Annotated in this window: 19 protein-coding genes and 1 riboswitch; of the genes, 11 read left to right on the top strand and 8 right to left on the bottom strand. The window is 75.0% G+C overall.

The genetic code is table 11. The features are described 5' to 3' along the window. Window positions 1–2 precede the first annotated feature (2 nt). Window positions 3–2,417, top strand: coding sequence for a DUF3488 and transglutaminase-like domain-containing protein (locus FKN01_RS20030; protein WP_143622527.1), 2,415 nt, complete (start codon window positions 3–5; stop codon window positions 2,415–2,417). A gap of 762 nt (window positions 2,418–3,179) precedes the next feature. Here the strand turns inward: FKN01_RS20030 and FKN01_RS20035 are convergent. From FKN01_RS20035 to FKN01_RS20045, 3 genes are all read right to left on the bottom strand, one after another. Further along, window positions 3,180–3,578: a DUF3040 domain-containing protein gene (locus FKN01_RS20035; RefSeq protein WP_143622529.1), complete on the bottom strand. Its 399-nt coding sequence runs from the start codon at window positions 3,576–3,578 to the stop codon at window positions 3,180–3,182. A gap of 281 nt (window positions 3,579–3,859) precedes the next feature. Then, the gene (locus tag FKN01_RS20040; RefSeq protein WP_143622531.1) at window positions 3,860–4,618 is read right to left on the bottom strand and encodes a bifunctional 2-polyprenyl-6-hydroxyphenol methylase/3-demethylubiquinol 3-O-methyltransferase UbiG; all 759 of its coding nucleotides are present in this window, start codon (window positions 4,616–4,618) and stop codon (window positions 3,860–3,862) included. A 97-nt stretch (window positions 4,619–4,715) separates the two neighbouring features. Next, entirely contained in the window at window positions 4,716–5,243 is a 528-nt protein-coding gene (locus FKN01_RS20045) for an SAV_6107 family HEPN domain-containing protein (RefSeq protein ID WP_143622533.1), read from the bottom strand. Between the two features lie 177 nt (window positions 5,244–5,420). On the opposite strand from FKN01_RS20045, the gene FKN01_RS20050 reads away from it, so the two are divergent. The 5 genes from FKN01_RS20050 to FKN01_RS20070 all read left to right on the top strand — a co-directional run bounded on the left by FKN01_RS20050 (window position 5,421) and on the right by FKN01_RS20070 (window position 11,438). Continuing rightward, window positions 5,421–6,188, top strand: a complete 768-nt coding sequence (locus FKN01_RS20050) for an ATP-binding cassette domain-containing protein (protein WP_143622535.1) — start codon at window positions 5,421–5,423, stop codon at window positions 6,186–6,188. Next, a complete protein-coding gene (locus FKN01_RS20055) occupies window positions 6,160–8,247 on the top strand; it encodes a YhgE/Pip family protein (protein WP_143622537.1) in 2,088 nt (695 codons plus the stop codon). Before FKN01_RS20050 ends, FKN01_RS20055 begins: the two co-directional genes overlap by 29 nt. Window positions 8,248–8,276: 29 nt before the next feature. Beyond that, complete coding sequence (locus FKN01_RS20060) at window positions 8,277–8,888, top strand: TetR/AcrR family transcriptional regulator (RefSeq protein WP_143622539.1); 612 nt, start codon at window positions 8,277–8,279, stop codon at window positions 8,886–8,888. Window positions 8,889–9,258: 370 nt separating this feature from the next. Beyond that, window positions 9,259–9,888: a DUF4126 domain-containing protein gene (locus FKN01_RS20065; RefSeq protein ID WP_143622541.1), complete on the top strand. Its 630-nt coding sequence runs from the start codon at window positions 9,259–9,261 to the stop codon at window positions 9,886–9,888. Window positions 9,889–9,926: 38 nt separating this feature from the next. After that, window positions 9,927–11,438 (top strand): NAD(P)/FAD-dependent oxidoreductase, encoded by a 1,512-nt coding sequence (locus tag FKN01_RS20070; protein WP_260696955.1) that lies wholly within the window; start codon window positions 9,927–9,929, stop codon window positions 11,436–11,438. Between the two features lie 13 nt (window positions 11,439–11,451). Here the strand turns inward: FKN01_RS20070 and FKN01_RS20075 are convergent, their stop codons facing one another. The 5 genes from FKN01_RS20075 to FKN01_RS20095 all read right to left on the bottom strand — a co-directional run bounded on the left by FKN01_RS20075 (window position 11,452) and on the right by FKN01_RS20095 (window position 15,860). Next, the gene (locus FKN01_RS20075; RefSeq protein WP_143622543.1) at window positions 11,452–12,309 is read right to left on the bottom strand and encodes a hypothetical protein; all 858 of its coding nucleotides are present in this window, start codon (window positions 12,307–12,309) and stop codon (window positions 11,452–11,454) included. Window positions 12,310–12,359: 50 nt separating this feature from the next. After that, window positions 12,360–13,277: a methylenetetrahydrofolate reductase [NAD(P)H] gene (metF, locus tag FKN01_RS20080; RefSeq protein WP_143622545.1), complete on the bottom strand. Its 918-nt coding sequence runs from the start codon at window positions 13,275–13,277 to the stop codon at window positions 12,360–12,362. A gap of 150 nt (window positions 13,278–13,427) precedes the next feature. Next, on the bottom strand, window positions 13,428–14,081 hold the full coding sequence (gene thiE / locus FKN01_RS20085) for a thiamine phosphate synthase (protein WP_143622547.1): 654 nt from the start codon (window positions 14,079–14,081) through the stop codon (window positions 13,428–13,430). Between the two features lie 108 nt (window positions 14,082–14,189). Continuing rightward, window positions 14,190–14,555 (bottom strand): Rv2175c family DNA-binding protein, encoded by a 366-nt coding sequence (locus tag FKN01_RS20090; protein WP_073968171.1) that lies wholly within the window; start codon window positions 14,553–14,555, stop codon window positions 14,190–14,192. Between the two features lie 66 nt (window positions 14,556–14,621). After that, window positions 14,622–15,860, bottom strand: coding sequence for an NAD(P)/FAD-dependent oxidoreductase (locus FKN01_RS20095; RefSeq protein WP_143622549.1), 1,239 nt, complete (start codon window positions 15,858–15,860; stop codon window positions 14,622–14,624). 118 nt (window positions 15,861–15,978) lie between these two features. Next, window positions 15,979–16,090, top strand: a riboswitch (TPP riboswitch). Here FKN01_RS20095 and thiO point away from each other — a divergent pair. From thiO to FKN01_RS20120, 5 genes are all read left to right on the top strand, one after another. Next, window positions 16,088–17,263: a glycine oxidase ThiO gene (gene thiO, locus FKN01_RS20100; protein WP_143622550.1), complete on the top strand. Its 1,176-nt coding sequence runs from the start codon at window positions 16,088–16,090 to the stop codon at window positions 17,261–17,263. Its footprint overlaps the riboswitch before it by 3 nt. Beyond that, window positions 17,260–17,478 (top strand): sulfur carrier protein ThiS, encoded by a 219-nt coding sequence (gene thiS / locus FKN01_RS20105; protein WP_143622552.1) that lies wholly within the window; start codon window positions 17,260–17,262, stop codon window positions 17,476–17,478. The genes thiO and thiS overlap by 4 nt, the downstream gene beginning before the upstream one ends. Window position 17,479: 1 nt before the next feature. Continuing rightward, complete coding sequence (locus FKN01_RS20110) at window positions 17,480–18,274, top strand: thiazole synthase (protein ID WP_143622554.1); 795 nt, start codon at window positions 17,480–17,482, stop codon at window positions 18,272–18,274. A gap of 207 nt (window positions 18,275–18,481) precedes the next feature. Beyond that, entirely contained in the window at window positions 18,482–20,422 is a 1,941-nt protein-coding gene (gene pknB / locus FKN01_RS20115; RefSeq protein ID WP_185992918.1) for a Stk1 family PASTA domain-containing Ser/Thr kinase, read from the top strand. An 8-nt stretch (window positions 20,423–20,430) separates the two neighbouring features. Next, the gene (locus tag FKN01_RS20120; protein WP_143622558.1) at window positions 20,431–21,288 is read left to right on the top strand and encodes a deoxyribonuclease IV; all 858 of its coding nucleotides are present in this window, start codon (window positions 20,431–20,433) and stop codon (window positions 21,286–21,288) included. The last annotated feature ends 9 nt before the right edge of the window (window positions 21,289–21,297 follow it).

Here is a 21,297-nt window from a genome sequence, read left to right on the forward strand (position 1 = left end):
TCATGAGCGGTCGGAGCCGGCTGGCGCTGGCCGCCTTCGCGGCGACGCTGATGGCGTCCTGTTCGATGCTGCCGCTGGTGGACCCGTTCGGCTGGATCGTGCAGGCGGCGTTCCTGCTGGCCGTGCAGTGCGGGGTGGGGGTGCTGGGCCGCCGGGTGCCGTTGCCCCGGCTGCTGACGGCCACCGCCCAGGCGCTCGTCATGGTGGTGCTGCTGACCGTGGCGTTCGCCCGGGAGCAGGCGGTGGCGGGCGTGCTGCCCGGTCCGCAGGCCGTGCGGCAGCTCGCGGACCTGCTCTCGGCCGGCGGGGACGACGTCGGGCAGTACGCGATTCCCGCACCGGCGACCCCGGGCATCCGGCTGATGCTGGTGGGCGGTGTGCTGCTGGTCGGCCTCCTGGTGGACACGCTGGCGGTGACGTTCCGCAGTGCGGCGCCCGCCGGGCTGCCCCTGCTGGCGCTGTATTCGGTGGCCGCCGGGCTGGCGGAGGGCGGCGCGGGCTGGCTGTGGTTCCTCCTGGCCGCCTGCGGCTACCTGCTGCTTCTGCTGGCCGAGGGGCGCGACCGGATCTCCCAGTGGGGCCGGGTCTTCGCCGGGGCCGCGCGGCCCGGGGGCGGTTCGTCCGCCGGGCTCGACACCACGGGCGGCGGCCGGGCGCTCGCCCCGGTGCGCACGGGGCGCCGGATCGGGGCGGTGGCCCTCGGGATCGCGCTGGTCGTGCCCGCGGCGCTGCCGGCGCTCGACGGCGGCCTGCTGGACGGTGCGGGTGGCGGGGGCGGCAGAGGGGGCGGGGGCGGCACGATCTCCGCGGTGAACCCGCTGGTCTCGCTCCAGGACAACCTCAACCAGCCGGAGAACCGGCAGGTGATGTCGTACCGCACCAACGCGAGCAGCCCGAGCGACTTCTATCTGCGCATCCTGGCCCTGGACCAGTTCACCGGGAACGAGTGGCGTGCCTCGACGCGCCGGCTCCAGGACGTGCCCAAGCGGTTTCCGGACCCGGCCGGTCTCTCCCCGTCCGTCGCGGTCACGGAGGTCAGGTCGACCGTCTCGGCGTCGCCCTCCTACAAGCAGACGTATCTGCCGATGCCCTACCCGGCGTCCGAGGTGCGGGTCGGCGGCCGGTGGCGCTTCGAGCCGGAGGGGCGCACCCTCGTCGGTGACGACGGGGAGACCACCGGCGGCGCGCAGTACACGGTGACCAGCCTCGCCGTGCAGCCGACGGCCGACCAGCTCGCCCGCGCGGGCGCGGTGCCGCCGGAGCTGTTGCGCGAGTACACGCAGGTGCCCGATTCGCTGCCGGCGGTGGTCGCGCGGACGGCCGACGAGGTCACCCGGGGGGCCGCCAACTCCTACGAGCGGGCGGTGAAGCTCCAGGACTACTTCGCGACCAACGGCGGGTTCACCTACGACACCTCGGTCGACTCCGGTACGGGCAGCGCGGCGATCGCCCGCTTCCTGAAGGACAAGCAGGGCTTCTGCGTCCACTTCTCGTTCACGATGGCCGCGATGGCCCGGACACTGGGCATCCCGGCCCGGGTCGCGGTCGGTTTCACTCCGGGCAGCGCGCAGGCGGACGGTTCGTACTCGGTCGGCCTGCGCGACGCCCACGCCTGGCCCGAGCTGTACTTCGAGGGGATCGGCTGGACGCGCTTCGAGCCGACGCCGACCCGGGGCTCCGTCCCGTCGTACACCCTGCCCGACACGCCGTCCGGTGACACGGCGGACCCGGCCCGGCCGGAGGCCGACGCGTCGGCGCCGGTGGCGGCGACGCCGTCCGCGTCCGAGAGCTGCCCGGCGCAGATGCGCAGGCAGGGCGAGTGCGGGCAGTCGGCGGCGCCCGAGGCCGCAGCGCCGACGGACCCGGGGACACCCGCGGGCACCGTGTTCGGCGTGGCCGCCGCGGTGGTGCTCCTCCTGGTGCTGCCCCTGCTGCCGATGTTCTGGCGGCTGCGGGCGCGGGCCCGCCGCCTGGCTTCCTCGGCCGGCCGCTCCCCGGCCGACGCGACCGCGCGGACGCTGGCGGTGTGGCGGGAAGTCACGGACACGGCGTGGGACCACGGCATTCCCCCGGACGAGGCGCTGACCCCGCGCCGGGCCGCCGAGCGGCTGGTGCGCCTGGGCCGGCTGGACACGGAGGCGGCGGACGCGGTGCACCGGGTCGCGGGATCGGTGGAGCAGGTGCTCTACGCCAGGGAGCCGCGCCCGGCGTCGGGCCTCGCCGAGGACGCGCGCGCGGTACGGACCGGTCTGGGCCTGTCGGCCGGCCGCCCGGCCCGCCTCCGCGCGCTCTTCGCCCCCCGCTCGTCCGTACGGGTGGCCTGGGCCCTGTCGAGGCGCCGCGCGGCCCTGTTCGCCCGCTTCCGCCTGCCGCCCCGCCCGGCGTGGACCCGCCGCCCGACCCGCCAGGAGGGCTGAGACGGGCCGCCCGCGGTCCCGACTGGACCGGGAGCTTCGCGGCTGGGCCGGGCGCCGCGCACCCGCGTACGGCGCGGCGGGCCCGGCACGCACCGGCGCCCGGCGCACCGGCGCCCCGCAGCCACGCCCGGGTCGGACGGGCCCCCGAGGCGGACGGGGCGCCCTGGGGCGGACGGGGCGCCGGGGGCAGGCGGAGCACCCCGGGGTGGGCGGAGCGCCCAGGTCGTACGAGGCGCCCAGGGCAGGCGGGGCACCTGGGACGAGCTGAGCACCCCGGACGTACGAGGCACCCAGTGCAGACGCCGCCACCTGGGATGTGCGAGGCGCCCGAGGCAACGGGGCCCCAGAGGCATGCGCAGCTCCCCGGGGCGGACGAACACCCAGGGCGTACGAGGCACCTGGGGCAGACGCAGCCGCCTGGGGCGAGCGCGGCGCCCGGGGCAAACCCAGCCCCCTGGAGCGAGCGAAGCGCCCAGGTCGTATGAGGCGGACGGGGCGCTCTGGGGCGGGCGAAGCGCCGGTGGCAGGCGGGGGACCCCGGGGTGGACGGGGCGCCCAAGTCGTGCGAGGCGCCCGGGGCAGGCAGAGAGTGTTCCCTCCGGCCGGAGGGGCGGCAGGGTGGGTCGCGGGGGGCGCGCGAGGCGGGCCGAGGCCACGCCTGGCCCGCACCGGCGCACCGACGCCGACCGCTCAAGGCCCACGCGTGAAGGGGCGGACGCCGCGCTTCGCGGCGGCCGCCCCTTCGTACGAAGCGTTCTGTGCCTACTGTCCCTGCTCGTCGCGGCGGCGCTGCCACCGTTGTTCGATCCGGTTCATCACGGACCGGCGCTGGCGGGACTGCCTGCGGTCAGCCGCGCCACCCGTGCGTACCGACTGCTGTTCGCCCGGCTTGGGCGCCTTGCGCCATCCCGTGACCGCGAGCACCGCGCAGCCCAGCATGACGAGGAAGCCCACCACGCTGATCCAGATCTGCTGAGCGACCATTCCGGCCATGAGGAGCGCGATACCCACCAGAAAGCCAGCGACCGCCTGGTAGACCCGTCGCCGGGTGTACGTACGCAGCCCACTTCCCTCGAGCGCTGTCGCGAACTTGGGATCTTCGGCGTACAGCGCTCGCTCCATCTGCTCGAGCATTCGCTGCTCGTGCTCCGAGAGCGGCACGGAGTCCTCCTCGTCGTCGGCCGCGGGGGGCGGCCGGTATGCGGCCCTTCCAGGATAGGCAGGGAATCGCCCCCGTGAAACCCGCCCTCATTGCCAAACAGCCAGTCCGGGCCGCCACGACGGCTCAGCTGCTGAGTTGATTCCCCAACCTCCGATCCGTCATGCCGGATGGTGTCCCCCGATCATACGGGGCCGGAGCGCCGAACGGGGCGGTCGGTGCGTACTCCGTCTGCCGCTGCGTCGCTGATCAGCCGCGCTCCCGGCGGTAACCCTCCGGGGGTTCAGCCCCGCCTGGCGCCCAGGACGTGCAGCTGGGTGGCCACCGAGTGGAACGCGGGCAGTTCGGCGGCGGCGGCCTCCAGCCGGAGCAGGGCCTCCATCGCGCCCGGCTCGGTGTCCACCAGGACCCCGGGGACGAGGTCGGCGAAGACCCGGACCCCGTGCACGGCGCCCACCTCGATGCCGGCGGCCGTGACCAGCTCGGTCAGCTGCTCCGCGGTGTACCGCCGGGGCATCGGGTCCCCGTCGCCCCAGCGGCCCTCCGGGTCGCCCAGCGCGTGCCGCGCCTCGTTGAAGTGGCCGGCCAGGGCGCGGGCCAGGACCGCGCCGCCGAGACCGGCGGCGAGCAGGCTCAGCGCCCCCTCCGGACGGAGGGCCTCCACGGCGTGCCGTACGCCCTCGGCCGGGTCGTCCACGTACTCCAGGACGCCGTGGCAGAGCACCGCGTCGTACCCCCCGCGCTCCACGACGTCGAACAGGCCGAGGATGTCGCCCTGCACCCCGTGCACCCGGTCGGCGACCCCGGCCTCGGCGGCGCGGCGCTCCAGCGCGAAGAGCGCGTTGGGGCTGGGGTCGACCACGGTGACCCGGTGGCCGAGACGCGCGGCGGGCACCGCGAAGTTGCCCGTGCCGCCGCCGGTGTCCAGCACGTCAAGGGCGTCCCGGCCGGTCGCCTTGACCCGGCGGTCGAGGGCGTCCTTCAGGACCTCCCAGACCACGGCGGTACGGAGGGAGGCACGGGGGCGCAGCGGGTCCGACACGGCAGTTGACTCCTCGGCACGGGCCGCCCGGGGGCGGAGCGTGAACAGCGCAGGTAACAGGTACCGCCCACCCTATGGCCTGGCGCCGTGCCCGCGGTCACCCCGCGTCGGGCCGCTCCCCGCGCGGCTGCGGCAGCACCGGCTGGAGCACGAGCAGCCGCTCCACGAGGCGGAGGAACATGGCGGCGTCGCGCAGCAGGTCGTCGGCCTGCCGCCGGCTGGCCGCGCCGGGGATGCCCGCCTCGGCGCGGGCCCGCCGGGCGGCGCCGGAGGCGAAGAGGGCGCTCCACTCGGCGAGCTCGGGGGCCAGCTCCGGAAGGATCTCCCAGGCGCTGCGGATCGGCTCCCGGCGCCGCCGCGCGGGCTCGGGGCGGGCCCGCGCGGCGAGGACGGCCGCCGCGGTGCGCAGGGCGGCGAGGTGTGCGGTGGCGTACCGCTCGTTGGGCACGGAGAGGACAGCTGCCTCGTCCAGGCCGGCGCGGGCCTGGGTGAGGAGATCGAGGGCGGCGGGCGGCGCGGTGGTGCGCCGGACGACGGGGTGGACATCGCGGGCCGGACCGGTCGGTGAGGGAGCAGGGCCGTCTGCGCGGCGTCGCGGAGCGGCGGCTGCGGACGAGTGGGCCATGACAGAACCTCCTGTCTCGGTGACGGCTCCGTGGCCGTCTGTATCCATCGTGACGGCCCCCACTGACAATCGACCCCAAAACAGCCCTGACCTGGGCTTTTGCTTCGACCGCGAGTTCGAGCTACTTTTTGAACTGACCAGTCAGTTCAATTGAGGTTCCAATGAGGGGCAGGGTACGTGGAGAGTCCGCACGGGGCGGCCGTCACCGCCGAGGGCCTGGGGCTGGAAGGGCCGCGCGGCTGGGCCTTCCGGGGCATCGGCTTCCGCGCGGAGCCCGGCGCCCTGATCGCCGTCGAGGGCCCGTCCGGCTCCGGCCGCACCTGCCTCCTGCTGACCCTCACCGGCCGGATGCGCCCCACCGAGGGCGAGGCCGCGACCGCCGGCCTCGCCCTGCCGCGCCGGGCCGCCGCCGTCCGCCGCCTCGCGGCACTGGGCCCGGTGCCCGGGGTCAGCGAGCTCGACCCGGCGTTCACGGTCGCCGAGCACCTGCGCGAACGGGCCCTGCTCCTGCGCCGCTACGACGGCTCCCCGCGCACCCTGCTGCGCCGGCCCCGGGAGCGGGCCGCCGCGGCCCGGTCCCGGATCGATGCCGCCCTGGACGCCGCCGGGCTGGACCCCGCCGCGCTGCCCAAGGCCGAGCGCACCGCCGTGAGGGATCTGGAGCGGACCGAGGCGCTGCGGCTGTCCGTGGCCCTCGCGCTGATGGGCCGGCCCCGGCTGCTCGCGGTGGACGACACCGATCTGAAGCTGTCCGACGCCGAGCGGGCCGGGGTCTGGGGGCTGCTGCGCTCCGTGGCCGCCGCCGGCACCACCGTCCTGGCCGTCTGCAGCGAGGCCCCCGAGGACGCCGTCACCGTACGCACGGCCACCGCCCCGAAGACCACCGACGCCACCACGCACGAGGAGGAACCGGCCGATGCCTTCGCCGAGACTGGCCGCGCTTGAGCTGAGGCGCTTCGGCAGGGGGCGGCTGCCGCGCGCGGCCCTCGCCGCGCTCCTGCTGCTCCCCCTGCTCTACGGCGCCCTGTACCTGTGGTCCTTCTGGGACCCGTACGGCCGGCTCGACCGCATCCCGGTCGCCCTGGTCAACGACGACAAGGGGGCCAGCGCCGACGGCAGGCGGATCGCGGCGGGGGACGAGATCGCGGACAGGCTGCTCAAGTCCAAGGTCTTCGCCTGGCACGAGGTGAGCGCCGAGGAGGCCGACCGGGGCGTCGAGGACGGCACGTACTACCTCTCGCTGCGCATGCCCGCCGACTTCAGCGCGCGCATCGCCTCCAGCGCCGGTGACTCCCCCGAGACCGGCGCGCTCCAGGTGCGTACCAACGACGCCAACAACTACATCGTCGGGCAGATATCGCGGACCGTGTTCTCCGAGGTCCGCACGGCCGCGTCGGCCGACGCCTCGCGCGGGTTCCTCGACCGCATCTTCATCGGCTTCTCCGACCTGCACGACCGGACGGCGGAGGCGGCGAAGGGCGCGGGCGACCTCAGGGACGGGGCCGGCAGGGCCAAGAAGGGCTCCAAGGACCTCGCGGACGGGCTGAAGGACGCGAAGGCCGGCAGCGGCAGGCTGGCCGGCGGGATCGTGAAGCTGGACAAGGGCGCGGGCGACCTGGAGACCGGCTCGCGCCAGGTCGCCGACGGCACCCAGCTCCTCGCCGACAAGGTCAACGGGGTCGCCGCCGACGTGCGCCCGTTCCTGAAGGACAACGGGAAGGCCATCGGCGACACCGCCCGGCTGGTCGCCGACGCGTCGAAGACCGTACGGGACAACCTGGACCTGCTCGTGCGGGCGGCGCCCACCGCCGCCACCGCCGCGCACACCGCCGCCGACGAGCTCACCGACGTCCACCGCACCCGGTGCGAGGAGCAGCCGGCCCCCGACCCCGCCGTCTGCGCTCCGCTGAAGCGGGCCGTGACGGCGGCGGCCGACGTCGCCGCCGTGGCCGACGACGTGAACGCCCTGGCCACGAACCAGAACGGGGACCTGGGCAAGCTCCGCACCCGGCTGGCCACGCTGGAGAAGCAGGCCAAGGCACTCGCCGCGCGCTCCCCGCACCTGGACGAGGAGCTGGAAGCCGCGGTCAAGAAGATCAACGCGCTGAACACCGGCGCGCACGAGGTCGCCACCGGCGCGGGCCGGCTGCACACCGGGCTCGGCACGGCGAAGACCGGCTCGGCCGACCTGGACACGGGCGTCGGCAAGCTCAGGAAGGGCGCCACGAGCCTCGACGAGGGGCTGGTCCGCCTCAAGGACGGCTCCGCCACGCTCGCCCAGGGGCTCGGCGACGGCGTCGACAAGATCCCCGACTACGGGAAGAAGGACCGCGACGCCCGTACGGAGGTCATGGCCGACCCCGTACGCCTGGCATCGCGGTCGCTGCACTCCGCGCCGAACTACGGCACGGGCTTCGCGCCCTACTTCATCCCGCTCTCCCTCTGGGTCGGCGCGATGGTGGCGTACATGCTGATCCGGCCGCTCGGCGGACGCGCGCTGGCCGCCGGGGCGCCGTCCTGGCGGATCGCCCTCGCGGGCTGGCTCCCGGTGGCCGGGGTCGGGCTGCTCCAGACGGCCGCGCTGATGTCCGTGCTGCACTGGGGCCCCGGCCTGGACATGGCGCACCCCGCCGGGACGCTCGGTTTCCTGGCGCTGGTCACCTGCTGCTTCGCGGCGATCGTGCAGTGGCTGAACGCCTGCTTCGGCGCGGCCGGGCGCATCCTCGTCCTCGCGCTGCTGATGCTCCAGCTGACCTCGGCCGGCGGCACCTACCCCGTACAGACCAGTCCGGGCTTCTTCAACGCGATCCACCCGTACCTGCCGATGAGCTACGTCGTGGAGGGGCTGCGCCGGCTCATCACGGGCGGCGGGCTCGGACCGGTCTGGCAGGGCTGCGCGGTGCTCGCGGCCTTCACCGCCGGTGCGCTCGCGCTGACCGCCCTGTCGGCCCGCCGCAAGCAGATGTGGACCCTTGAGCGGCTGCATCCGGAGCTGAGCCTGTGACCGTGCCGGGACCTGTGAGAATCAGGTCCATGGAAAGCAGTAGCAGCGCGCGCCGCCAGGCCACCCGGCAGAAGCTCTACGAAGCGGCCGTCACCCTCATCGCCGAGAAGGGCTTCTCGGCGACCACGGTGGACGAGATCGCCGACCGGGCCGGGGTCGCCAAGGGCACGGTCTACTACAACTTCAAGAGCAAGACCGAGCTCTTCGAGGAGCTGCTGCGCCACGGCGTCGGGCTGCTCACCTCCTCGCTGCGCGCGGCGGCCGAGGAGACCGGCGCCCGCGGCGGCAGCCGGGTCGAGGCGCTGGACGCCATGATCCGGGCCGGTCTGGTCTTCATCGACCGCTATCCGGCCTTCACCCAGCTGTACGTGGCCGAGCTGTGGCGCACCAACCGCGCCTGGCAGTCCACGCTGCTGGTGGTGCGCCGCGAGGCGGTCGCCGTGGTGGAGGGCGTCATCGCGGAAGGCGTGACGCGCGGGGAGCTGAGCGAGGAGATCGACGTGCCGCTGACGGCGGCGGCGCTCGTCGGAATGGTGCTGGTGGCGGCGCTGGACTGGCAGGCCTTCCAGCCGGAGCGCTCGATCGACGACGTGCACTCGGCGCTGTCCCTGCTGCTGCGCGGCCGGGTCAGCGGACACTGAGGGCGCGGACACGGAGGGCGCGCCCCCGCCGGTACGCACGACGGCGCCGGTCGCGCGTGGCCCGTCCCCCGAGCCCGCCCGGCCGGCGCCTTCCGTGCTGCCGGAGGACCGTCCCCCGTGACCCGGTGTCCCCCGCGGTCCCGAAGTCCTCCGTCGCGCACCCCCGTTCGCAAGGAGGTGCCGTCCCGCTACCGCCGCCCCGTGCCGGCGGTGGCGGGGCGGCGCCCCTTCCGTGGGCCCCCACTCTGCCGTTCCGGCAGCTCACGGCCCATCCGTGCGGCTACTCAACCCGTGCGCTGAGTACGGGTACTCAGGGGCGGCTCCCACGCGCCCTGCCGCAACGCCGGACCCGCTGGCTACGATCGCCTGCGTGTCGGTACTCCCTCTGGTGTTCACAAGCGGCTGGGCGAGCGGGATCAACGCGTACGCGGTGGTCCTCCTGCTCGGCATATTCGGCGCGACCGGTGTCAGCGACGAGGTGCCCGCCTCGCTCCAGCGCACCGACGTGCTCGTGGTCGTCGCGGTCCTCTTCCTCTGCGAGGTGGTCGCCGACAAGATCCCGTACGTCGACACCGTGTGGGACGCGGTGCACACGGTCGTCAGGCCGGTGGCGGGCGCGGTCGTGGCGGCGCTGCTGGCCGGCGAGAGCGGTTCGCTCCCGGAGATCGCGGCCGGTGCCGTCGGGGGCTCGACCGCCCTGGTGAGCCATCTGGTGAAGGCCGGGACGCGGATGGCGGTCAACACCTCTCCCGAACCGTTCAGCAACATCGCGCTGAGTGCCGCCGAGGACCTGGGCGTCGCGGCGATCATCACCTTCGCGATCTTCCATCCGTGGATCGCCGCCACCCTCGCCGGCACGCTCCTCGTCCTGGGGCTCGCGCTCGTGGTCTTCCTGGCCTCCCGCATCCGCCGGTTCTGGCGCCGCAGGGCGCAGCGCCGCGAGGAGAAGCGCCGGACCCGGCAGCCCGCCTTCCCGTCGCCCGGCGCTCCGCCGACCTGACGGCCGGACTGTCGGTGGCGGCCGTTAAGGTCGCCTCCATGGCACGAATTGCGGTGATCGGCGCCGGGATGGGCGCGATGGCGGCGGCGGCCCGGCTGGCCGTGGCAGGCCACCGGGTGACGGTGTACGAGCGGTCGCAGACGTACGGCGGCTCGCTCGGCCGATGCGCCGACGACGGCTTCACGTTCGACACCGGCCCCGGGCTCCTGCACCTCCCCGCGGTCCAGCGCGACCTGTTCGTGAAGACCGGCAAGGAGCCGCTGGAGCGGTGCGTCACGCTCACCCAGGTGGACCCGGCGAGCCGTCACCTCTTCGCGGACGGCACCTCCGTGTCCCTGCCGAACGCCTCGCGCGCCGGGACCGTCGCCGCCCTGGACACCGCGCTCGGCGGTGGGGCGGGCGCGAAGTGGGGGGCGTTCCTCGACCGGGCCCGGGACGCCTGGGACCGCTCGCGCCGGCCGCTCCTGGAGGAGCCCCTGCGCACCGACTGGCAGGTCCTGGGCCGCGACCCCTATCCGGCCGAGGAGCGCCGGCGGCTGCTGCGCCCGGCGCGGCGGGCCGGGACGGTGGCGGAGATCGGCGCCTGGGAGCTGGCCGATCCCCGGCTGGCGGCCCTCCTCGACGGATACGCCCTCGCGTACGGCCTGGACCCGTCGCGCGCCCCGGCGGGCGCGGCCCTCCTGCCGTACATGGAGGAGACGTTCGGCACCTGGTACGTGCGCGGCGGCATCCGGGAGCTGGCCCGGGCGGTGTACGAGCGGTGCCTGGCCCGGAAGGTGGAGTTCGTCTTCGGCGCCGAGGTGGCCCGGGTCGTGGAGAAGGACGGCCGCGCGGCGGGTGTGGAGCTGGCGGACGGGACGGTCGTGGAGGCCGCCCATGTGGTGCTCGGGGCCCGGCCGTGGCCGGGACTGGTGCCGGGTCAGGAGCTGTGGGCCGACGGGGATGTGAGGGTGCGTGCGGGCGGGGCGGGGGCGAGCGGCCGGTTCGTGGTCATGCTGTCGCTGCGCGGCGGGCGGCCGGCGGACGCCGTGCACCGGACCGTGGTGCACCCGGCGGACGGGGCGGCCGAGCGCGAGGCGGTGTTCGGGGGCCGGATCGCCGCGCACCCCACGGTGACCGTGCTGCGCCCCGACGACCCGTCGACCCGCCCCGACGCGGAGCACGAGGCGGTGACGCTGGTGGCGACGGTGGCCCCGCACGGCCCGGTGGACTGGACGGACGAGGCGCTGCGGGCCCGGTTCGCGCGGACGCTGACCGAGGCGGCGGGCGCCGCGGTGCCGGGCCTGCGGGAGCGGGTGCTGCGGACGCGGGTGCGGACGCCCGCCGAGACCGCCGCGGACACCGGCGCCGAGGGCGGTGCCGTGCCGCCGCCGGCGCTGGGCGGTGCGGGGGGCGCGTTCCTGCACGCCGCCAACCGGACCCGGCTGCCGGGTCTGCTGCTGGCCGGCGGCTGGGCCCATCCGGGCGGCGGGCTCGCGCACGCGGGCATGTCCGGGGCGCTGGTCGCGGGGACCGTGGTGGAGGGCGACGGCTTCCGCGGCTCGCGGTGAACCGGGGCGCGCCTCAGTAGCGGTGCTGTTCGTTGTAGCCGGTGTCGTAGCCGTTCGGGTACGGGCCCTGGGCGGCGGGCTGCTGCGGGTACTGCTCGCCCTCGCGCTGCTGCGGCACCCAGACTCCGCCCGGCGGGGTCTCCGGGCCGTAGCCGTCGCCCTGCGCGTACGGGTCGGGGTACTGCCGGTGGTCACCGTAGCCGTCGTAGTTCCCGTAGCCGTCGTACGTGCCGTACTGCGGCGTGCTTTCGGCGGTGCCGGTGTACGGGTCCGAGTAGGCGCCGTAGCTCTGCGGGGCGGTGCCGTAGTCGTACTGCCCGGCCCCGGCGTAGGTGTCCTGGGGCTGGGGCTGGGGGGCCGGGTAGCCGTAGGGGTCGTACGCGTCGTGGCTCCGCGCGGCCAGGGGCTCCTGGGCCGGGCGGGGCGGCACGGGGTCGGTGTAGACGCCGTACTGGCCGGTGTCCTCGGGCACCGGTTCGGTGGCGTGGACGGGGGCTTCGGACGGCGGGGCGGGCGGGGCCGCCGGGGCGCCGCCCTCGTACGCCACCTCCAGGTCCGAGACCTCCAGCGCGGGCCCGCGTTCGGCCGTGCCGCGCCGGCGGCGGCTCTCGCCGGGCTTGCCCCCGAGCGCCCAGCCGGTGGAGAACCCCCTGCGGAACGAGAGCGTGACATAGGTCTGGCCGGTGGCGAAGGCGACCGCGCCGAGGGCGATGACGGGCACGGACGGCATCAGGACGCCGATCACCACGCCGAGGAAGCCGGTGAAGGCGAGGAGGCGCCAGCGCAGCCGCGCCTTGTACTGCAGCAGTACCTCGCCGAGCAGCCACAGCGCGACGACGCCGAACGCGATGTAGAGGACCGTCCAGCCCATGCCCGCCCCCTTCTACGGCCGCCGCCCCGGATGGTGGCGGGTACGGCCGGTCACGACTGCTTGTGCAGTCCGAGATTCTCGTAGATCTCGAGCGTCGCAGTCGAGTTGTTCAGCGTGATGAAGTGCAGTCCGGGCACGCCCTCGGAGAGCAGCTTCGCGCAGAACCGCGTTGCGAAGTCGATGCCAATGGAGCGTACAGCGGCGGGGTCGTCCTTGGCGGCGAGGATGGCGTCTTTCAGGTCCTCGGGCATCGTCGCGTTGCTGAGCTGCGGGAATCGCTCCAACTGCCGGACGCTGGTGACCGGCATGACCTCCGGGATGATCGGCGTGTCGCAACCCGCCGCGACCACCCGGTCACGCATCCGGAGATAGGCCTCCGGATCGAAGAACATCTGCGTGATCGCGTAGTCGGCGCCCGCCCGGCACTTGTCCACGAAGTGCCGGACGTCGGTGTCCCAGTCGTCGGAGCGCGGGTGCCGCTCGGGGAAGGCCGCGACGCCCACGCAGAAGTCGCCGGCCTCCTTGATCAGCCGGACCAGGTCCGCCGCGTACTTCACGCCCTGCGGGTGCTCGATCCAGGGGCCCATCGGGTCGCCCGGCGGGTCTCCGCGCACGGCGAGGATGTTCCGGATGCCGGCGTCCGCGTACTGGCCGACCATGTTGCGCAGTTCGGCGACCGAGTGGTCGACGGCCGTGAGGTGCGCGACCGGGGTGAGCGTGGACTCGGCGGCGATGTCCTGGGTGGCCTTCACCGTGCCGGCGCGGGTGGACCCGCCGGCTCCGTACGTCACCGAGACGAAGCTCGGGGCGACGGCCTCGACCCGGCGCAGCGCGTTCCACAGGTTGCGCTCGCCCTTCTCGGTCTTGGGCGCCCAGAACTCGAACGAGTACGAGGTCTCGCCGGTCGCGAGCATCTCACGCACGGTGCGCGCGTGATCTGTCCTGGTGGAGGGTGTGCCAAGGGCCATACGGGCAGGTTAACCAGGGCGGGGCGGGCTCCCAACCGAACCGGAGTCATTTGCCGGAATTGACTGATTCTTGTCCATACTTCGGACAGACGCGTCCCAGGTCCGCCCCGGACCGGCCCCGGGCACCCGCCTCGCGGGCGCCGCCCCGGGTCAGGCCCCGGCGCGCTCGCGGACCCGTCGTGCCAGCTCAGCGGCGGCGGTGCCCGGGTCGGACGCCTCGGTGAGGGCCCGTACGACGACGATCCGGCGGGCCCCGGCGTCCAGCACCTGGTCGAGGTTGTCCGCATCGATGCCCCCGATGGCGAACCAGGGGCGGGCGGGGGCGAGCGAGGCGGCGTAGCGGACGAGGTCCAGGCCGGGTGCGTGGCGCCCGGGCTTGGTGGGGGTGGGCCAGCAGGGGCCGGTGCAGAAGTAGTCCACGCCGGGCTCGGTGAGGGCCGCGTCGACCTCGGCCTCGGCGTGCGTGGAGCGGCCGATGACCGGCTCGGCGCCGATGATCGCGCGGGCGGCCGGCACCGGCAGGTCGCCCTGGCCCAGGTGCAGCACGTCGGAGCCGATGGCGTGGGCGACGTCCGCCCGGTCGTTGACGGCGAGCAGCTTGCCGTGCCGCTTGCAGGCGTCCGCGAAGACGGCGAGGTGGTCCAGCTCCTCGCCCGCCTCCATGCCCTTGTCGCGGAGCTGGACGATGTCCACCCCGCCGGCGAGGACCGCGTCGAGGAAGCCGGGCAGGTCCCCCTGGCGCCTGCGGGCGTCCGTGCACAGGTAGAGCCGGGCGTCGGACAGCTGCGCGCGAGGCGTGGACATGGTGCGGTTCCCCCCGGGAAGACGGATACGGCGGATCGATGGTGCGGCGCGGGAGAGCGGGCCGCCCGCGCGCGCGGTGCGGCCCGCTTCCCCGGTCGGCTCAGAGGCTCAGACGGCGAGCGCCTGGGCGCGGCGCTTCACCTCCGTGCCGCGATTCTCACTCAGTGCCTGCGCGGGGGTGCCGGGCAGGGTCGGGTCGGGGGTGAAGAGCCATTCGAGCATCTCCTCGTCGGAGAAGCCGTCGTCCTTCAGGAGTGTCAGGGTCCCGGAGAGGCCCTTGACCACCTTGTTGCCGTCGATGAAGGCGGCCGGCACCTGAAGCGCCCGGTTCTCCCCCCGGCGTACGGCGATGAGCTGGCCCTCCTTGACCAGCTGCCGCACACGCGTCACCTCGACATCGAGCATTTCCGCGATGTCGGGCAGGTGGAGCCAGGCAGGGACGAGAGCATCGATCTTTGCGTCAATCTCGGTCACGGGGACAAGCCTGCCATCCCGGACTGACAGCCGAAACCCGGACTCGGCCCTTCAGGTCCCGGGCCGTTACGGCAGAACCGCCGACTTCAGCGGCACGGAGGGGTCCGCGGCCCGGTCCGCGTCGAGCCGGGCCCCCGCCTCGATGAGCCGGCGCCCCTGGGCCACGTCGCGCGGGCGGCCGACCGCGAGCACCGCGACCAGCGCCCCGTCGCGCAGCCAGCACACCGACCAGGCGGGCTCGGCCGGGTCGCCGCGCCACAGCAGCAGGTCCGCGTCCGCGTGGTGCCCGGCGTACTGCACGAAGCGGCCGAACTGCTCGGACCAGAAGTAGGGCACCGGGTCGTAGGGCGGGATACCCGCCGCGCCGCGGCCGGCGGCGATGTGGGCGGCGGCGGTCCTGGGCCCCTGGAGGGCGTTGTCCCAGTGGTGGACGACCAGGCGGGTGCCGTAGCGGGCCGAGGGGAAGGAGGCGCAGTCGCCGACCGCGTACACGTCGGGCAGCGAGGTGCGCAGCGCCGCGTCGGCCCGCACCGAGCCCTCGGGCCCGAGCGCGATGCCGGAGCCGGCGAGCCAGCCGGTGGCGGGGCGGGCGCCGATGCCGACGACGACCGCGCCGGCCGGGAGGGTGCGCCCGTCGTCGAGGACCACGGAGCCGGGCTCGACGCGGGCGACCCGGGCGCCGGTGAGGAGCCGGGCGCCGCTCTGCGCGTACCAGGCGGCCATCGGGGCGGCGACCTCGGCGGGCAGGGCGCCGGCCAGGGGGCGGTCGGCGGCCTCCACGACGGTGACCTCGCAGCCGGCGGCGCGGGCGGCGGTGGCGAACTCGGCGCCGATCCAGCCCGCCCCGACGACCACGACGGGGCGGCCCGCTTCGAGGACCGGGCGCAGCCGGGCCGCGTCGTCGAGGGTGCGCAGCAGGTGGACGCCGGGGACGCCGTCGGAGCCGGGCAGGGCGACGGGTTCGGCGCCGGTGGCGAGGACCAGGACGTCGTAGGGGACCGGGCCGTCGGAGGTGTCGAGTTCGTGGTCGCCGGCGCGCACCCCGGTGACCTCGCAGCCCAGGCGCAGGGCGATGTCCAGCCCCTCGAAGTCGATGTCGAAGGCGGACTCCTCGGCCTTCCCGAGCAGCACCGCCTTGGACAGCGGGGGCCGGTCGTAGGGCTGGTGGGGTTCGGCGCCGATCAGCGTGACGGGGCCGGTGAAGCCCTGTTCCCGCAGGGCGACGGCGGTCTGCACACCCGCCATGCCCGCACCCGCGACGACGACCCGGCGTTCCGTCCGCTCTGCCCGCTGCTGCTCGCTCACCTGTCCACCTTACGTAACTGACGGGCCGTCAGGAAAGGTGGGCCCCGCCCATGGCCCCTCCCCGGCCTCCCTGCCCGGTCTCCCTACCCGGTCCGCCGGGCGGGGTTTAGGGTGGCACCGTAAGACACGCGGGAGCCCGGGCGCACCGGGCTGAGAGGGAGGCTGGCGGCCTCCGACCGTACGAACCTGATCCGGGTCATGCCGGCGAAGGGAGGGGCTGGACGCCCATGCTCACCCATCCGACCGAGGGGGCCGACGTCCTCGTCATCGGGGGCGGGGTCATCGGCCTGGTGACCGCCTGGCGGGCCGCGCGGTGCGGCCTTTCCACCGCGCTCGCCGACCCCGAGCCGGGCGGCGGAGCGGCCCGGGTGGCGGCCGGGATGCTGGCCGCCGTCACCGAACTGCACTACGGCGAGGAGACGCTGCTCGGGCTGAACCTCGCCTCCGCCCGGCGCTATCCGTCGTTCACGGCCGAGCTGGAGGAGGCGAGCGGGCAGGACATCGGCTTCCGCGCCTGCGGCACCCTGGCCGTCGCGCTCGACGCCGACGACCGCGCCCATCTGCGCGAACTCCACGAGCTGCAACGCCGCTCGGGCCTGGAGTCGGAGTGGCTGACCGGGCGCGAGTGCCGCCGCCTGGAACCGATGCTCGCCCCGGGCGTGCGCGGCGGGCTCCGGGTGGACGGCGACCACCAGGTCGACCCGCGCCGCCTCGCCGCCGCGCTGCTCACCGCGTGCGAACGGGCGGGCGTGGTCTTCCACCGCCGCCGCGCCGACCGCCTGTCCGTGGTCGCGGACCGGGCCGCGGGCGCCGTGCTCGACGACGGCACGGAGGTGGCCGCCGGCCAGGTCGTGCTCGCCGCCGGCAGCCTCAGCGGCCGGCTCGCCGGGGTCCCCGCCCACGTCCTGCCGCCGGTGCGCCCGGTCAAGGGCCAGGTGCTGCGCCTCACCGTGCCCCCGGCGCACGCCCCCTTCCTCTCGCGCACCGTGCGCGCGGTGGTCCGGGGCAGCCAGGTCTATCTCGTGCCGCGCGAGAACGGTGAGCTGGTCGTCGGCGCCACCACCGAGGAGATGGGCTGGGACACCACCGTCACCGCGGGCGGGGTCTACGAGCTGCTGCGCGACGCCCACGAGCTGGTCCCCGGCATCACCGAGCTGCCGCTCATCGAGACCCGCGCCGGCCTGCGCCCCGCCTCCCCCGACAACGCCCCGCTGCTCGGCCGCACCGCGCTGCCCGGCCTCCACCTCGCCACCGGCCACGGCCGCAACGGCGTGCTGCTCACCCCCGTCACCGGGGACGCCATGGCGTCGCTGCTGGCCGGCGGCGAGCTACCCGAGGCGGCCCGCCCCTTCTCCCCCGGCCGGTTCGCCCCGGCCCCCGCACCTCAGGAGCAGCCCGCATGACCGAGCCCACCGCGCTCACCGTGTCCGTGAACGGCGCCCCGGCCGTCGTCGCGCCCGGCACGACCCTGGACGCCCTCGTCGCGACGCTGACCGACGCGCCGACGGGGGTGGCCGCCGCGCTCAACGAGACCGTGGTGCCGCGCGGCCAGTGGCCCGCCGCCGCGCTCACCGACGGCGACCGGGTCGAGGTCCTGACCGCGGTCCAGGGAGGCTGAGATGTCCGACGACCTGTTCACCCTCGGCGGCAGCGACTTCACCTCCCGGCTGATCATGGGCACCGGCGGGGCGCCCAGCCTGGACGTGCTGGAGCGGTCGCTGATCGCGTCCGGCACCGAGCTGACCACCGTCGCGATGCGCCGCCTCGACCCGACCGTGCAGGGCTCGGTGCTCTCCGTGCTGCGGAAGCTGTCCATCCGGGTGCTGCCGAACACCGCCGGCTGCTACACCGCCGGGGAGGCCGTGCTCACCGCCCGGCTGGCCCGTGAGGCGCTGGGCACGGACTGGGTGAAGCTGGAGGTGGTGGCCGACGAGCGGACGCTGCTGCCCGATCCGGTCGAGCTGCTGGACGCCGCCGAGATCCTGGTGGACGACGGGTTCACCGTGCTGCCGTACACCAGCGACGACCCGGTCCTGGCCCGGAAGCTGGAGGACGTGGGGTGCGCGGCGGTCATGCCGCTCGGCTCCCCCATCGGCTCGGGCCTGGGCATCCGCAACCCGCACAACTTCCAGCTGATCGCCGAGCGGGCCGGGGTGCCGGTGATCCTGGACGCCGGTGCCGGGACCGCGTCGGACGCGGCGCTCGCGATGGAACTGGGGTGCTCGGCGGTGATGCTCGCCTCGGCGGTGACCCGGGCCCAGGAGCCCGAGCTGATGGCCGCCGCGATGCGGCACGCGGTGGAGGGCGGGCGGCTCGCGTACCGGGCCGGGCGCATCCCGCGCCGCCACTTCGCGCAGGCGTCGTCGCCGGTGGCCGGGCAGGCGGTGCTCGATCCGGAGCGGCCGGCGTTCTGACCGCCGCGCGCCCCGCCCCCGGCCCCGGCCCCGCCCTGCCCCGGTCCCGGGCAAACGTGCCGGAATCCACAGTTCCGGAGCCTGGGGGCCTCGGAGGCCGGGATTCCGGCCTCCGGCGGCCCGCGCCTGTCACGGCTCGGCTTCAGTACTGCGCCGGGTTCGCTCCACCGCGGCGGGCCTGTCCGCGGCGGCTCGTAGACTCGCATGGTGGATACGACCCTCCAGGACCCCCTCGTCGGGCAGCTGCTCGACGGCCGCTACCGCGTCGATGCCCGCATCGCCGTGGGCGGCATGGCCACGGTCTACCGGGCCATGGACATGCGGCTCGACCGGGTGCTCGCCCTCAAGGTGATGCACCCGGCGCTGGCGACCGACGCCTCGTTCGTCGAGCGCTTCATCCGCGAGGCCAAGTCGGTGGCGCATCTCGCCCACCCCAACGTGGTCGGGGTCTTCGACCAGGGCGCCCAGGGTCAGTACGTCTACCTCGCCATGGAGTACGTCGCGGGGTGCACGCTGCGCGACGTGCTGAGCGAGCGCGGCGCGCTCCGGCCGCGGGCCGCGCTGGACATCCTGGACTCGGTGCTCGCCGCCCTCGGCGCGGCCCACCGGGCGGGCTTCGTGCACCGCGACATGAAGCCGGAGAACGTGCTGATCGGGGACGACGGCCGGGTCAAGGTCGCCGACTTCGGCCTGGTCCGGGCCGTGGACGCGGTGACGAACACCACCGGGACGATCCTCGGCACCGTCTCCTACCTCGCCCCGGAGCAGATCGAGCACGGCACCGCGGACACCCGCGCCGACGTGTACGCCTGCGGGGTCGTGCTGTACGAGATGCTGACCGGCGACAAGCCGCGTGACGGGGAGTCCCCCGCCCAGGTCATCTACCAGCATCTGCACGAGGACGTGCCGCCCCCGTCCTCCGTCGTCCCCGGGCTGGCGCCCGAGCTGGACGAACTGGTGGCCGGCGCGACGGCCCGGGACCCGGAGGCCCGCCCGTTCGACGCCGTGGCGCTGCTCGCCGGGGCCCGCCGGGCCCGCGCCGCACTCACGGACGCGCAGCTCGACGCCGTACCGCCGCAGGCCCGGCCGGAGCCCGGTCCGGACGGTGAGGCGGCGGGGAGCGACGCGCGGACGACGGTGATCCCCCGGGTCCTGCCGGAGGACCTGGGCACCGCCCACCACACCAGCCGGCTGGAGATGCCCCCGCCCGCTCCCCCGGGGCGCCCGCTGCCGCCGCGCCGGACCGGGCCGCTCGGGGGACCCCGGCGCGGGCTGATCGCGGCGGTCCTGGCGGTGCTCATCGTCCTCGGCGTCGGCGGCGGCGTCTGGTACATCAACTCCGGGCAGTTCACGAAGGTCCCCTCGTTGCTGGGCCAGACCGAGAAGGCGGCCAGGGAGCGGCTCTCCGACGCCGGCCTGGAGCTGAAGGGCGTGGAGCGGGCCTTCAGCGACACCGTCGACCGGGGCAAGGTGATCAGCAGCGACCCCGACTCCGGCGCGCGGATCAGGGGCAACGGCTCGGTCTCGCTCGTCGTCTCGCGCGGCCCCGAGATCATCCAGGTGCCCGACGTCACGGGCGACCGGCTCGCCGTCGCCAAGCAGCGGCTGACCAAGGCGGGCCTGCTCCCGGGCATGGTCACCAAGGAGTTCGACGACGAGGTGGCGGCCGGCGAGGTGGTGCGCACGGACCCCGAGGCGGGCACCGACCGCCACCCGGACTCGGCGGTCGCGATCGTCGTCTCCAGGGGCAGTGCCGTCGACGTCCCGGACGTCACCGGGCTCTCCGTCGAGGACGCCACCGACGCGCTGGCCGATGAGGGCCTGAAGCTGAAGGTGAAGCCCGGCCGGGTGCACTCGCCGGAGGACGAGGGCGATGTCGCCGTCCAGTCACCGCAGGAGGGCGCCGAGCTGGCCGAGGGCGACACCGTGACGGTGACGGTCTCGGACGGGCCGCGCATGATCGACGTGCCGGACGTGGTCGGCGAGGACGTGGACGACGCCAGGGACAAGCTGGAGGCGGCGGGCTTCGAGGTCCACGTCGACCGGGGGTTCCTCTCCTTCAGCGACAAGGTCTCCAGCCAGTCCGTGGACGGCGGCGACCGGGCCCCCGAGGGCAGCACCATCACCATCAAGACCAAGGGACTGTAGAGATCCGTATGCGCAACCCCGTCGGCGGCCATGTCCCCGTGGCCGGCGGCCTCGCCAAGGCCGGCCTGTCCTACGCCCGCGAGATGGGCGCCGAGGCCGTCCAGGTCTTCGTCGCCAACCCGCGCGGCTGGGCCACCCCGGCCGGGAATCCGACGCAGGACGCCCTGTTCCGCGAGCAGTGCGCCGCCGGGTCCCTGCCGACGTACGTGCACGCCCCGTACCTGATCAACTTCGGCTCGCACACCCCGGCGACGGTGGAGCGGTCCGTGGAGTCGCTGCGCCACTCGCTGCGGCGGGCGCGGGCGATCGGGGCGCTGGGCGTCGTGGTGCACACGGGGTCGGCGACCGGCGGGCGGCCCCGCGAGGAGGCGCTGGCGCAGGTGCGGACGCACATGCGGCCGCTGCTGGACGAGCTGACGCACGACGACGACCCGTTCCTGCTGCTGGAGTCCACCGCCGGGCAGGGTTCCTCGCTCTGCTCGCGGACCTGGGACTTCGGTCCGTACTTCGAGGCGCTGGACGCCCACCCGAAGCTCGGGGTCTGCCTGGACACCTGCCACATCTTCGCGGCGGGGCACGACCTGGCCGGGCCCGGCGGGATGAAGGAGACGCTCGACCTGCTGGTGGAGACGGTCGGCGAGGGCCGGCTGAAGCTCATCCACGCCAATGACTCCAAGGACGTCTCCGGCGCCCACAAGGACCGGCACGAGAACATCGGCGCGGGCCACATCGGCGAGGAGCCGTTCCGCGAGCTGTTCGCGCACCCGGCCACCGAGGGCGTGCCGCTGGTCATCGAGACGCCGGGCGGCAAGGAGGGCCACGCGGCGGACGTGGCCCGGCTCCAGGCGCTGCGCGACGGGGGATGACCCCCCGGG

It is taken from the genome of Streptomyces sp. 130 (assembly GCF_007096885.1).
Taxonomy (GTDB): domain Bacteria; phylum Actinomycetota; class Actinomycetes; order Streptomycetales; family Streptomycetaceae; genus Streptomyces.